The sequence below is a fragment of the Paucibacter sp. JuS9 genome (assembly GCF_044043925.2).
Taxonomy (GTDB): domain Bacteria; phylum Pseudomonadota; class Gammaproteobacteria; order Burkholderiales; family Burkholderiaceae_C; genus JAUASW01.
In genome coordinates, this window is the sequence record NZ_CP194172.1 from 440,042 (window position 1) to 452,800 (window position 12,759).

Consider the following 12,759-nt stretch of genomic DNA (forward strand, 5'->3'; position numbering starts at 1 on the left):
CCGCTGATGACGCTGGCCCAGGCTCACCACCTGTTGCTGCAGAGCGTTCCCACGGCGCGCCTGGTCGGCGACGGCCAGACCGAGATCGAGCGCGTGCACAGCGATACCCGCACGCTGCAGGCTGGCGACCTGTTTGTCGCGCTTCGCGGTGATCGCTTCGATGCCAACGACTTCCTGGCCGACGCCAAGGCCAGCGGCGCCGTCGCTGCCCTGGCTGAGCGCGGCCTGGAGGCGGCCGGCCTGGCCGGCATCGAAGTGCCGGATACCAAGGCAGCACTGGGGGCATTGGCCACGGCCTGGCGCCGCCACTGCCATCTGCCGGTGATTGCGGTGACCGGTAGCAATGGCAAGACCACGGTCACGCAGATGATCGCCAGCATTCTGCGCGCCTGGCTGGGCAATGCCTCGCTGGCCACCGAAGGCAACTACAACAACGACATCGGCGTGCCATTGACGCTGCTGCGCCTGCGTCAGGACGACGCGCACTGGCACCGCGCCGCCGTGATCGAGCTGGGCATGAACCATCCCGGCGAAATCGCACCACTGGCCGCAATGGCGCAGCCCACCGTCGCGCTGGTCAACAACGCACAGCGCGAGCACCAGGAATTCCTGCAGACGGTCGAGGCCGCGGCGCGCGAGAACGGCGCCGTGATCGAAGCCCTGGGCGCGGCCGGTGTTGCCGTGTTCCCGGCCGAAGATGCCTGCGCACCGATCTGGCACAGACTGGCTGGCCATCGCGGCGAGCTGAGTTTTGCCTTGCAAGGCCAGGCCGATGTGACCGGCCGCGCGCAGTGGATCGGCGCTGGCGAAGAAGTCTTTGCAAGCGGCGGCAATGGGCATTGGGCACTCGAGCTGCACACGCCCGCTGGCGATGCGCCGGTGAGCCTCGCTGTTGCCGGTCAACACAATGTGCGCAATGCCCTGGCGGCCGCGACCTGTGCGCTGGCCGCTGGCGCGCCGCTGGCCGCCATCGTTCGCGGCCTGGAGAACTTTCGCCCGGTCAAGGGGCGCTCGCAACTGGGCAGCGTGATGCTGGCCGGCCGCCGCGTTACGCTGATCGACGACAGCTACAACGCCAACCCCGACAGCGTGCGTGCCGCCATCGATGTGCTGGCCGAGCTGCCCGGTGCGGCCTGGCTGCTGCTGGGCGACATGGGGGAGGTGGGCATGCAAGGGCCGGAGTTCCACCGCGAGGTGGGTGCCTATGCGGCCGAACGCGGTGTTGCCCATCTCTGGACCGCCGGCATGGCAGCCAAGGATGCAGCCAAGGCCTATGGCAACAACGGCCGCGCTTTTGAAACCGTGGCCGACCTGCTGGCCGCACTGGCCGAAGCCCCGCGAGTCTCGACCGTCTTGGTCAAGGGCTCGCGCTTCATGCGCATGGAACAAGTGATTGCGGCCCTCTCGGCCGCCGAAGGGAAGTAAACCGCCATGCTGCTGAGCCTCTCGCAATGGTTGCTGGGCCTCTACCCCGAATGGGGCTTCCTGCGCCTGTTCAACTACATCACGTTCCGCGCCGTGATGGCCGCCATGACGGCGCTGCTGATCGGCCTGGCCTTCGGCCCCTGGGTGATCCGCCGCCTGACCGAGATGAAGATCGGCCAGCCGATCCGCGAGTACGGCGTGCAGCAGCATCTGGTGAAGAGCGGCACGCCGACGATGGGCGGCGTGCTGATCCTGATCGGCATCGGCGTGTCGACCTTGCTGTGGTTCGACTGGAGCAACCGCTTTGTCTGGGTGGTGATGCTGGTGACGCTGGGCTTTGGTGCCGTGGGCTGGGTGGATGACTGGCGCAAGGTCGTCGACAAGAATCCCGAAGGCATGCGCAGCCGCGAGAAGTTCTTCTGGCAGGCGCTGATCGGCATCATTGCCTCGATATACCTGGCCTTCAGCGTGTCCGAGACCTCTGCACTGCGCGTGTTCGAGCTCTTCTTCCGCTGGGTGCAAAGCGGCTTCTCGACAGAGTTGCCGCCGCGCGCCGACCTGCTCGTGCCCTTCTTCAAGTCGGTCAGCTATCCGCTCGGGGTGTTCGGCTTCATGGGCCTGTCGTTCTTCGTCATCGTCGGCACCAGCAATGCAGTGAACTTCACCGACGGGCTTGACGGCCTGGCCATCATGCCGGTGGTGCTGGTGGGCTCGGCGCTGGGCGTGTTTGCCTACCTGACGGGCTCCTCGGTGTTCTCCAAATACCTCCTGCTGCCCTACATCCCGGGTGCTGGCGAGTTGCTCATCTTTTGCGCTGCGATGGCGGGGGCAGGTCTTGCCTTCCTGTGGTTCAACGCTCACCCGGCCCAGGTCTTCATGGGCGACGTCGGCGCGCTCGCGCTGGGCGGAGGCCTGGGCACGCTGGCCGTGATCACGCGGCAGGAAATCGTGCTGGGCATCATGGGCGGCGTCTTTGTGGCCGAAGTGCTGTCGGTGATGATCCAGGTCAGCTGGTTCAAGTACACCAAGAAGAAGTTCGGCACGGGCCGGCGCATCTTCAAGATGGCGCCGCTGCACCACCACTTCGAGAAGTCGGGCTGGAACGAGACGCAGGTCGTCATCCGCTTCTGGATCATCACCATGCTGCTGTGCCTCATCGGCCTGGCCAGCCTGAAGCTGCGCTGAGGGCGAAGCACGTGGAACTGAACGGCGCTCACCTCCTGATCCTGGGCCTGGGAGACACCGGCCTGGCCATGGCGGCCTGGGCCAGGCGCCAGGGCGCGGCTGCGATCCGCGTCTGGGACTCGCGCGAGGCGCCGCCGCAACTGGCCGCCCTGAATGAGCAGGTGCCCGACGCGACGTTCTTCAGCGGCGAGTTGCAAGCTGCCGATGCTGAAGGGCTGCGTGCCGTCCTGAAGAGCCCGGGCCTGTCGCCGCTGGACGCGCGCCTGCAGCCGCTGCTCTCGCGTGCCCGCGAGCTGGGCCTGCCGCTGCTCGGTGAACTCGATTTGTTCGCCCAGGCACTGAACGCCTTGAAGGCCGAGCGACGTTATGCGCCCATCGTGCTGGCCATCACCGGCACCAATGGCAAGACCACCACCACCAGCCTGACCGGCCAGCTCGTCGAGCGCTGTGGCAGGCGCGTGGCCGTGGCCGGCAATATCGGCCCGAGCATGCTGACAACGCTGGCAGCAGCACTGGAGCTCGAGCCAATGCCGGTTGCTGAAGCGCCCGTCGTAGCAGCGGCGATTGAAGCGATTGAAGCCGCTGAAGTCGCTGAAGCTCCTGCGTCCACCGGAGAAATTGCCGAACAGGCCGAACAGGCCGAACCTGTCGAAGCCGCAACAGCGCCCGCCGAACCGGAGCTGACCACGCTACAGGAAGTCGAAGCCCTGCTCGACGAAGCCCCGCTGCCGATCAAGCCGCCGCCGCCCAAGGGTCCCGTGTTCGAGCACTTGCCCCAGGCCTGGGTGCTGGAGCTGTCGAGCTTCCAGCTGGAAGGTGTCGAAGGTTTTGAGCCCACGGCCGCCACGGTGCTGAACATCACGCAAGACCATCTCGACTGGCACGGCGACATGGCCGCCTACTCGCGCGCCAAGGGCCGCGTCTTCGGCGCCGAAGCCATCATGGTGATCAACCGTGACGATGCCGCCGTCGAGGCATTGGTGCCGACCCCGGTGATGGTGAGCCCGGGTCGTGGCCGTCGCAAGATCGAACAAGGCCGCAGGGTTGTGCGTTTCGGCCTCGATGCGCCCAAGCGTCCCGGTGACTATGGCCTCGTGAACGAAGGCGGCATGGCCTGGCTGGTCCGCGCACTCGAGAGCGACCCGACGATCAAGCGCAAGGCGGATGACGACGAGGAAGAGATCGTCGTGCAACGCCTGATGCCAGCGGACGCGCTGCGCATCCGCGGCCGCCACAACGCCGCCAACGCACTGGCTGCGCTGGCGCTGTGCACCGCCGCCGAGCTGCCACTGGCGCCAATGCTGCATGGCCTGCGCGAGTACCGCGGCGAGCCGCATCGCGTGCAGCACATCGGTTCGCTTGACGGCGTTGACTTCTACGACGATTCCAAGGGCACCAATGTCGGCGCCACTGTGGCGGCGTTGAGCGGCCTGGGTGCTGATCGTGCGCCGTCCAGACTGGTCGTGATCCTCGGTGGCGACGGCAAGGGCCAGGACTTCTCGCCGCTGCGCCTGCCGCTGATCCAGAACGCCCGTGCCGTGGCCCTGATCGGCCGCGATGCTTCCGCGATTGAAAGCGTGTTGACGGACAGTGGCCTCAACGTCCAACGTCACGAAACGCTTGAAGCCGCGACCCAGTGGTGCTTCGCTCAGGCGCATGCCGGCGACAGCGTCTTGCTCAGCCCGGCCTGCGCCTCGCTCGACATGTTCCGCAACTATGCGCACCGCGCCGAGGTCTTCGTGGCCGCGGCCGAGGCATTGGCGGCAGAGAAGGGGGCAACGCTTTGAACGCCGCCACCTTGAGCAACTTCTTTCAGAACCTTCGCCAGCGCTTCGGCAAGGGCGCTGATGGCGAAGGCCCGACCGCTGTGCCGGTGCGCGACTGGGTGGCCGCCGGCCAGCCAACCAAGCTCGCGGGCTTCGACGTGACGCTGGTCTGGGTCGTGATCGCCTTGATGGGCCTGGGCCTGCTGATGGTCTATTCGGCCTCCATCGCGCTGCCGGACAACCCGAAGTTCAGCAAGTACCAACCGATGCACTTCTTCATCCGGCAGTCGCTCTACATCGCGGCCGGCCTGATCGCGGCGCTGATCACGGTGCAGGTGCCGATCAGCAGCTGGGAGCGCTGGGCGCCCTGGTTGTTCGTGGCGAGCCTCGTGCTGCTGGTGGCAGTCTTGATTCCGGGTGTGGGCAAGGTGGTGAACGGCGCGCGCCGCTGGGTGCCGCTGGGCCTGATGAACTTCCAGCCTTCCGAGCTGGCCAAGCTGGCCATCGCGATGTACGCGGCCAGCTACATGGTGCGCAAGATGGACGTAAAGGAGAACTTCGTCCAGGCTGTCTGGCCGATGATTGTCTCTCTCGGCGTGATCGGCGTGCTCCTGCTGGCCGAGCCCGACATGGGCGCCTTCATGGTGATCGCGGCCATCGCCATGGGCATCCTGTTCCTGGGCGGTGTCAACGGCCGCATGTTCTTCCTGGTGGTGGCGGTGCTGGTCGGTGCGTTCGTGCTAATGATCACCTTCAGCGAATTCCGTCGCGAGCGCATCTTTGCCTACCTGAACCCCTGGGACGAAAAGTACGCGCAGGGCAAGGCCTACCAGCTGACGCATTCGCTGATTGCCTTCGGCCGTGGCGAATGGTTCGGCCAGGGTTTGGGCTCCAGCGTCGAGAAGCTGCACTACTTGCCCGAGGCCCACACCGACTTCCTGCTGGCCGTGATCGGCGAGGAGCTGGGCTTTGTCGGCGTGGCCGTGGTGATCCTGGCCTTCTTCTGGCTGTCGCGCCGGCTCTTCCACATCGGCCGCCAGGCGGTGGCGCTGGACCGCGTATTTGCCGGTCTCTATGCGCAAGGCATCGGCATCTGGATGGCGGGGCAGGGCTTCATCAACATGGGCGTGAACCTGGGGGCGCTGCCGACCAAGGGCTTGACGTTGCCGCTGCTGTCGTTTGGTGGTTCGGCGATCTTGATGAACTGCGTGGCGCTGGCGATCGTGGTGCGCATCGATCTTGAGAATCGCCAACTCATGCGCGGAGGTCGCGCATGACCAAGCATTTGGTGGTCATGGCGGCCGGCACCGGCGGTCACATCATCCCGGGCCTCGCTGTCGCCGAGGAAATGAAGCGCCGCGGCTGGAGCGTGTCCTGGATGGGCACCGAGCAGGGCATGGAAAACAAGCTCGTGCCGCCCACCAGCATCCCGCTAGATCGCCTGGCCTTTGCCGGCCTGCGCGGCAAGGGGCTGAAGCATTCGATCACCGGCCTGTTCAAGCTGGTGCAGGCCTTTGTGCAGAGCCGCCAGGTCTTCGTGACGCGCAGTGCCGATGCGGTGCTGGGCATGGGCGGCTATGTCTGCCTGCCTGGCGGGCTGATGGCCTGGTTGATGCGCAAGCCCTTGCTGCTCGTGAATGCCGATGCATCGCTGTTGCTGTCGAACAAGGGCCTGAAGCCGTTTGCCTCGCGCATCGCCTTCGGTTTCGACGGCAAGGCGGCGGCCGACACGAAGAATGCCATCGTCACCGGCAACCCGGTGCGTGCCGAGATCGAAGCGATTGCGCCGCCGGATGTCCGGTTTGCCAAGCGCACCGGCCCGCTGCGTCTGCTCGTCGTTGGTGGCTCGCTCGGTGCGAAAGCGATCAACGCTGCGCTGCCGTCAGCGCTGGCGCTGTGGCCGGCCGATGAGCGCCCCATCGTCACGCATCAGACCGGTCAGGCCAATCTGGTCGAGGTGCAGCAGGCCTATCGTGCCGCCGGTGTCGAGGCCGAGGTGCTGCCCTTCATCGACAACATGGCCGAGCGTCTGGCTGCCGCCGACCTGGCGATCTGCCGGGCGGGTGCCGTCACGGTCAGCGAGCTCTGCGCGGCTGGCTTGCCTTCCATCCTTGTGCCGCTGGTCGTTTCCACCACAGCGCATCAACGCGACAACGCGCAATTCATGACCCAACACGGCGCGGCCATTCATCTGCCGCAGCAGGAGCTGACGGCCGCAGGCCTGCACGAAATGATTCAGGGCCTGGACCGCGCACGCCTGCTCGAGATGGCCAGCAAGGCCCGCAATCTGTCTCGCCCGCGCGCAGCCGCCCGCGTGGCCGATGAACTCGAGGGCCTTGTCCTGTGAAACACGCCGTCAAGCACATCCATTTCGTCGGCATCGGTGGTGCCGGCATGAGCGGCATCGCCGAGATCCTGCACAACCTGGGCTATCTGGTCTCGGGCTCGGACCAGAGCGACAGCCCGACCTTGCAGCGGCTGGCAACGCTCGGCCTGCGCACGCATGTCGGCCACGCCGCCGGCAATATTGCTGGCGCGCAAGCTGTCGTGGTCTCCACCGCGATCCGCGCAGACAACCCCGAGTTGCTCGCCGCCCGTGCCGCTGCCATCCCCATGGTGCAGCGGGCCGTGATGCTGGCCGAGCTGATGCGCCTGCGCAAAGGCATAGCGATTGCGGGCACGCATGGCAAGACAACGACCACCTCGCTGGTGACCAGCGTGCTGGCCGAAGCCGGCGTGGACCCCACCTTCGTGATCGGCGGCAAGCTGATGTTTGCCCCCTCGCCGTCGCAAGCGACGTCGGCCCCCCAAGGGGGCGCGCAAGTCTTGGGGCGGCCCGGCGACTTGCCCGCCGCCGGCGCCAATTCGCGTCTGGGTCAGGGCGAGTACATCGTGGTCGAGGCGGACGAGAGCGATGCCTCCTTCCTGAACCTGCTGCCGATGTTGTCGGTCGTCACCAATATCGACGCTGACCACATGGAGACCTATGGGCACGACTTCGAGCGCCTGAAGCAGGCCTTCGTCGACTTCCTGCACAAGATGCCCTTCTACGGCGCGGCCGTGGTCTGCGGCGACGATGCCGGCGTGCAGGCCATCCTGCCGATGCTGCAGCGCCCGGTGATCACTTACGGTTTCGGCGAACACAATGAAGTGCGCGCGGTCGATGTGCACGCGCTGCCCGGCGGTCAGATGAGCTTCACGGCGCAGCGTGCCGGCCAGGCCGATCTGAAGATCACCCTGAACCTGGCCGGTCGCCACAACGTCCTGAATGCACTCGCTGCAATTGCAGTGGCCAGCGAGATCGAATTGCCTGACGGCCCGATAGTTGCCGCACTGGAGAAGTTCGGTGGCGTAGGCCGCCGCTTCCAGCGTTATGGCGAATTGCGTGCAGCCGACGGTGGCCGCTTCACGCTGATCGACGATTACGGCCATCACCCAGTCGAGATGGCCGCTGTCCTGGCCGCGGCGCGCGGCGCGTTCCCGGGCCAGCGCCTGCTGCTGGCGTTCCAGCCGCACCGCTTCACCCGCACGCGCGACTGCTTCGAAGATTTTGTGCGCGTGCTGAAGCAGGCCGATGGTGTGCTGCTGGCTGATGTGTATTCGGCCGGCGAGGCAGCCATTGCCGGGGCCGATGCCGCGTCGCTCGCCGCGGCAAGTGATGCAACCCTGGTGGGCCAGGTGACCGCAATGCCGGCGGCCATTGCCGCCACGGCACGCGACGGTGATGTGGTGATCGTGATGGGCGCCGGATCCATCGGCGCCGTTCCTTCGCAGACGGTGGAGCTGCTGAAATGAAATTGAATCTGAACATTGACCCGAAGGCACTGGGCAAGACGGCCGTGCTGATGGGCGGCTCCTCGGCCGAACGCGAGGTCTCGCTGACCATGTCGGGCCCTGGCGTACTGGCAGCCTTGCGCAGCCAGGGCGTGGACGCCCATGGATTCGACCCGTCCGAGCGCGGCCTGCATGAACTGAAGAGCGAAGGCTTCGCCCGCTGCTTTGTTGCGCTGCATGGCCGGCATGGCGAAGACGGCACGGTGCAGGGCGCGCTGGAGCTGCTGGGCATTCCCTACACCGGCTCCGGCGTGATGGCCTCCAGCATTGCCATGGACAAGATCATGACTAAGCGGCTGTGGCATGCCGATGGCCTGTCCACGCCTCGCTGGCTGAGTCTCAAGAAGACCGAGCTGCAGCGCGAGCGCGTGATCAAGGTGCCCGACGAACTGGGCCTGCCGCTCTTCGTCAAGCCGCCGCACGAGGGCTCGAGCATCGGCATCAGCAAGGTCAATGGCTATTCGGAGATGCAGGCGGCCGTCGAGGCAGCCGCCAAGTACGACGACGAGGTGCTCTGCGAGGAATTCATCGCAGGCCCCGAGCTGACCTGCCCGGTGCTGGGGGAGGGCGCTTCGGCCTTCGCGCTGCCGGTGATCCAGATCGAAGCCGATCAGGGCAACTACGACTACCAGAACAAGTACTTCACGAACTCGACGCGCTACCTGATGGGCCATCTGGACGCTGCGCTGGAGCGCGAGATCCAGGCCCTGACGGTGGCCGCCTACCGCAGCCTGGGCTGCCGCGGCTGGGGTCGCGCCGACCTGATGCTGCGCAAGAGCGACGGCAAGCCCTTCCTGCTGGAGATGAACACTTCGCCCGGCATGACCTCGCATTCGCTGGTGCCCAAGTCGGCCGGCCATGCGGGCATCACCTACGAGCAGCTGTGTCTGTGGCTGCTGTCCCAGGCTCGACTCGACGCAGGCAAGGCCTGACCCTCTAGCAAAGCCATGGCCGCCAACTCCGCCACCCTTCAACAGCAGTTGCCGCCGGACGTCCGCGTGATGAACGGCGTGGCGGCGCTGTTGCTGGTCGGCCTGGCGTTGACAATCCTTGCCTACGGCGCGAACTGGCTGGCCCGCCGGCCGGTGTTTGCGATCCGTGCGGTGCAGGTCGAGGGCGACGTGGATCGCAACAGCACCGCCACGCTGCGGGCGAATGCGCTGCCGCGCTTGAGTGGCACCTTTCTCACGATGAATCTGCAGCAGGCACGCCAGGCATTTGAAGGGGTGCCCTGGGTACGCAAGGCGACGGTGCAGCGCGTCTGGCCGGCCAGGCTCAAGGTGAAGCTGGAAGAGCATCAGCCTTCCGCGTATTGGGAGCTGAAGGCCGAAGGCGCCGACGCGCAGAGCGATGCGGCGGTCGAGCGCCAGCTGGTCAACAGCTTCGGCGAAGTCTTCCAGGCCAATCTGGGCGATGTGGAAGACGAGAACCTGCCGACGCTCTCTGGTCCGGCGGGCAGCGCGGGTCACATGCTGATGTTGTGGAAGCAATTGCAGCCTTTGACTCAGACGCTGTCGGACAGCGCCGAGCGCCTGGACCTCTCGGGTCGCGGCTCCTGGCGCTTGAAGCTTGAGAAGGGCGCCGAGATCGAACTCGGCCGTGGCAGCGATGCCGAAGTGCTGGCCCGCTACCAGCAGTTCGTGCTGACGCTGACACAAATGACTTCGCGCTACCAGTCTGAGCTGCTGGCAGCCGACCTGCGCCACCGCGATGGCTATGCCTTGCGGCTGCGCGGCGTTTCGACGACGACGACTCCGGCCACCGGCCGGGGCAAGAACAAGTAAAGACCACAAGGAAAGAAGAGATGGCCAAGGAATACAAGGATCTCGTCGTGGGTCTGGACATCGGCACCGCCAAGATCATGGCGGTGGTGGCCGAGGTGATGGGCAATGGCGAGCTGCGCATTGCCGGTCTCGGCGTGGCGCCTTCGCATGGGCTCAAGCGTGGCGTGGTGGTGAACATCGACGCAACGGTGCAGTCGATCCAGCAGGCCTTGAAGGAGGCCGAGATGATGGCCGACTGCAAGATCAGCCGGGTCTTCACCGGCATCACCGGCAGCCACATCCGCGGCCAGAACTCCACCGGCATGGTGATCGTGCGCGACAAGGAAGTGACGCCGGTGGACGTGGCCCGCGTGGTCGAGACGGCCAAGGCGATCAACATCCCGAACGACCAGCGGCTGCTGCTGGTCGAGCCGCAGGAATTCGTGATCGACGGTCATGAAGTGAAAGAGCCGATCGGCATGAGCGGCGGCCGCCTCGAGGTCAAGGTCCACATCGTGACAGGCGCCCAAAGCGCGGCCGAGAACATCGTCAAGTGCGTGCGCCGCTGCGGGCTGGAAGTGGACCAGCTGGTGCTGAACCCCAGCGCCTCGAGCGCCGCCGCGCTGACCGCCGACGAGCGTGACCTGGGCGTGGCCTTGGTGGATATCGGCGCGGGCACGACCGACGTGGCGATCTTCACCGGCGGCTCGATCCGCCATACCGCGGTAATCCCGATTGCCGGGGATTTGATCACCAGCGATATCGCCATGGCCCTGCGCACCCCGACCAAGGATGCCGAGGAAATCAAGGTCGAACACGGGGTTGCCAAACAACTCCTGGCCGACCCGGCCGACCAGGTTGAGGTACCCGGATTGGGCGATCGGGCGCCGCGCATGCTTTCAAAACAAGCACTTGCCGGTGTTATCGAACCCAGAGTCGAGGAAATATTCTCGTTGGTGCACCAGGTGATTCGCGAGAGCGGGTATGAGGAATTGCTGTCCTCGGGGATTGTCCTGAGCGGCGGTTCGGCCGTCATGCCGGGCATGGTGGAACTCGCCGAGGACATTTTCCTGAAACCCGTTCGGCGCGGAAACCCGACCTACGACGGCGCGCTGTTCGACATGGTTGCCAACCCAAGGTCGGCCACTGTGATGGGTTTGCTGGAAGAAGCGCGCGTTTCGCGTACACGGGGTTTGAAGGCGGCGCAGCAGGCGGGGTCGATGAAAACCCTGTTCGGACGCGCCAAGGATTGGTTTTTGGGGAATTTCTGAGTACTGGGTAGCACCGGGCACGGGAATCTTTTTCTTGCCACCAAAGCGTATGTCGGGCCACAACGACAAGGGCAATAAAAGGGTTCTTCCCGGTATTTTTTTACGCATGGCAACTGCATAATTGCTGAAGGAGGTTTCTTATGGCGATCGAAATGATCGAAGAGTTTGACCAGGGCACCCAAATCAAGGTGATTGGTGTAGGTGGCGGCGGCGGCAACGCGGTTGAGCACATGATTGCCCAGGGCGTTCAGGGCGTGGAATTCATCTGCGCCAATACTGATGCCCAAGCACTGAATCGTTCCAAGGCCGACCAGCTCCTGCAGCTGGGCCAATCGGGCCTGGGCGCCGGTGCCAAACCCGAAATCGGCCGTCAGGCCGCCGAAGAGGCCGAGGCCCGCATCCGCGAGTCCATCCAGGGCGCCAACATGCTGTTCATCACCGCCGGCATGGGCGGTGGTACCGGCACCGGTGCGGCCCCTGTGATCGCTCGCGTGGCCAAGGAGATGGGCATCCTCACCGTCGGTGTGGTGACCAAGCCCTTCGACTTCGAAGGCACGCGCCGCACCAAGGCCGCCGACTCCGGCCTCGCCGAGCTCGAAGCCAATGTCGACTCGCTGATCGTCGTGCTGAATGACAAGCTGCTCGACGTGCTGGGCGACGACGTGACGCAAGACCAGGCCTTCGCGCATGCCAATGACGTGCTGAAGAACGCTGTTGGCGGCATCTCAGACATCATTCACATCCCGGGCCTGGTGAACGTCGACTTCGAGGACGTCAAGACCGTGATGAGCGAGCCGGGCAAGGCCATGATGGGCACGGCTCAGGCTGGCGGCCCGGACCGCGCTGCCAAGGCTGCCGAAGCTGCTGTCGCCTGCCCGCTGCTCGAAGGCATCGATCTGTCCGGCGCGCGTGGCGTGCTGGTGCTGATCGCCGCCAGCCGCAGCAACTTCAAGCTGGCCGAGTCGCGCAATGCGATGAACACCATCCGTCGCTATGCGGCTGAAGACGCGCATGTCATCTACGGCACCGCTTATGACGAAACGCTGGGCGACCAGTTGCGCGTCACGGTGATCGCCACCGGCCTCAACCAGGGCAAGGCCAAGCAGCAGCAGCAACCGCCGCTGCAAGTGGTGCAGCCTGAAGTGATGCGCCGCACCGGTACCGACAACATGCCCGTGCTCACGCAGCCGGTGAACATGTCGGCCACGCTGGGTGCGCAGGGCGGCACGACGATGGGCGCTGGCGGCGATTTCTCCGGCATGACCGTGCCGAGCGTCTGGCGCCATGGCCGCACGGCCGCCGCGACCAAGGTCGAAGCCCTGTCCAGCAACGGCATGGACGAGATCGAGATCCCGGCCTTCCTGCGCAAGCAGGCTGACTGAGGCAGGACCGAGGACAGGACCTGCGTCCTGTCCGACGCCTGCCGAAGGCCAGGCCGCATGCAAGCTGTCTGGCTGAGGACCGAGCGAGGTCCACTGCGGACCTCGCGACGCCTCAAGAGGGACTGGACGCGTC

General features: G+C 65.6%; 10 protein-coding genes. All 10 read left to right on the forward strand.

The window, feature by feature from the left end:
• The first annotated feature begins 6 nt into the window (after positions 1 to 6).
• The 10 genes from ABT392_RS01900 (at position 7) to ftsZ (ending at position 12,626) form a co-directional block, all read left to right on the forward strand.
• Complete coding sequence (locus tag ABT392_RS01900) at positions 7 to 1,425, forward strand: UDP-N-acetylmuramoyl-tripeptide--D-alanyl-D-alanine ligase (RefSeq protein WP_395386786.1); 1,419 nt, start codon at positions 7 to 9, stop codon at positions 1,423 to 1,425.
• Positions 1,426 to 1,431: 6 nt separating this feature from the next.
• On the forward strand, positions 1,432 to 2,610 hold the full coding sequence (gene mraY / locus ABT392_RS01905) for a phospho-N-acetylmuramoyl-pentapeptide-transferase (RefSeq protein WP_334278987.1): 1,179 nt from the start codon (positions 1,432 to 1,434) through the stop codon (positions 2,608 to 2,610).
• 11 nt (positions 2,611 to 2,621) lie between these two features.
• Complete coding sequence (gene murD, locus ABT392_RS01910) at positions 2,622 to 4,397, forward strand: UDP-N-acetylmuramoyl-L-alanine--D-glutamate ligase (RefSeq protein ID WP_395384247.1); 1,776 nt, start codon at positions 2,622 to 2,624, stop codon at positions 4,395 to 4,397.
• Complete coding sequence (gene ftsW / locus ABT392_RS01915) at positions 4,394 to 5,653, forward strand: putative lipid II flippase FtsW (protein WP_395384245.1); 1,260 nt, start codon at positions 4,394 to 4,396, stop codon at positions 5,651 to 5,653. Before murD ends, ftsW begins: the two co-directional genes overlap by 4 nt.
• Positions 5,650 to 6,723: an undecaprenyldiphospho-muramoylpentapeptide beta-N-acetylglucosaminyltransferase gene (gene murG, locus ABT392_RS01920; RefSeq protein WP_395384244.1), complete on the forward strand. Its 1,074-nt coding sequence runs from the start codon at positions 5,650 to 5,652 to the stop codon at positions 6,721 to 6,723. Before ftsW ends, murG begins: the two co-directional genes overlap by 4 nt.
• On the forward strand, positions 6,720 to 8,171 hold the full coding sequence (locus tag ABT392_RS01925; protein WP_464970889.1) for a UDP-N-acetylmuramate--L-alanine ligase: 1,452 nt from the start codon (positions 6,720 to 6,722) through the stop codon (positions 8,169 to 8,171). Before murG ends, ABT392_RS01925 begins: the two co-directional genes overlap by 4 nt.
• Complete coding sequence (locus ABT392_RS01930) at positions 8,168 to 9,142, forward strand: D-alanine--D-alanine ligase (RefSeq protein ID WP_395384243.1); 975 nt, start codon at positions 8,168 to 8,170, stop codon at positions 9,140 to 9,142. The genes ABT392_RS01925 and ABT392_RS01930 overlap by 4 nt, the downstream gene beginning before the upstream one ends.
• Before the next feature lie 15 nt (positions 9,143 to 9,157).
• Positions 9,158 to 9,994, forward strand: coding sequence for a cell division protein FtsQ/DivIB (locus tag ABT392_RS01935; RefSeq protein WP_334278983.1), 837 nt, complete (start codon positions 9,158 to 9,160; stop codon positions 9,992 to 9,994).
• A 20-nt stretch (positions 9,995 to 10,014) separates the two neighbouring features.
• Positions 10,015 to 11,244 (forward strand): cell division protein FtsA, encoded by a 1,230-nt coding sequence (ftsA, locus tag ABT392_RS01940; protein ID WP_282828897.1) that lies wholly within the window; start codon positions 10,015 to 10,017, stop codon positions 11,242 to 11,244.
• Between the two features lie 140 nt (positions 11,245 to 11,384).
• Positions 11,385 to 12,626 (forward strand): cell division protein FtsZ, encoded by a 1,242-nt coding sequence (gene ftsZ / locus ABT392_RS01945; RefSeq protein ID WP_334278981.1) that lies wholly within the window; start codon positions 11,385 to 11,387, stop codon positions 12,624 to 12,626.
• Positions 12,627 to 12,759: the final 133 nt, after the last annotated feature.

Bases quoted from the DNA above. Each gene is read 5' to 3' on its own strand.
- ABT392_RS01900 (WP_395386786.1), top strand. From the start codon at position 7: ATGACGCTGGCCCAGGCTCACCACCTGTTGCTGCAGAGCGTTCCCACG.
- mraY (WP_334278987.1), top strand. From the start codon at position 1,432: ATGCTGCTGAGCCTCTCGCAATGGTTGCTGGGCCTCTACCCCGAATGG.
- murG (WP_395384244.1), top strand. From the start codon at position 5,650: ATGACCAAGCATTTGGTGGTCATGGCGGCCGGCACCGGCGGTCACATC.
- ABT392_RS01930 (WP_395384243.1), top strand. From the start codon at position 8,168: ATGAAATTGAATCTGAACATTGACCCGAAGGCACTGGGCAAGACGGCC.
- ABT392_RS01935 (WP_334278983.1), top strand. From the start codon at position 9,158: ATGGCCGCCAACTCCGCCACCCTTCAACAGCAGTTGCCGCCGGACGTC.
- ftsA (WP_282828897.1), top strand. From the start codon at position 10,015: ATGGCCAAGGAATACAAGGATCTCGTCGTGGGTCTGGACATCGGCACC.
- ftsZ (WP_334278981.1), top strand. From the start codon at position 11,385: ATGGCGATCGAAATGATCGAAGAGTTTGACCAGGGCACCCAAATCAAG.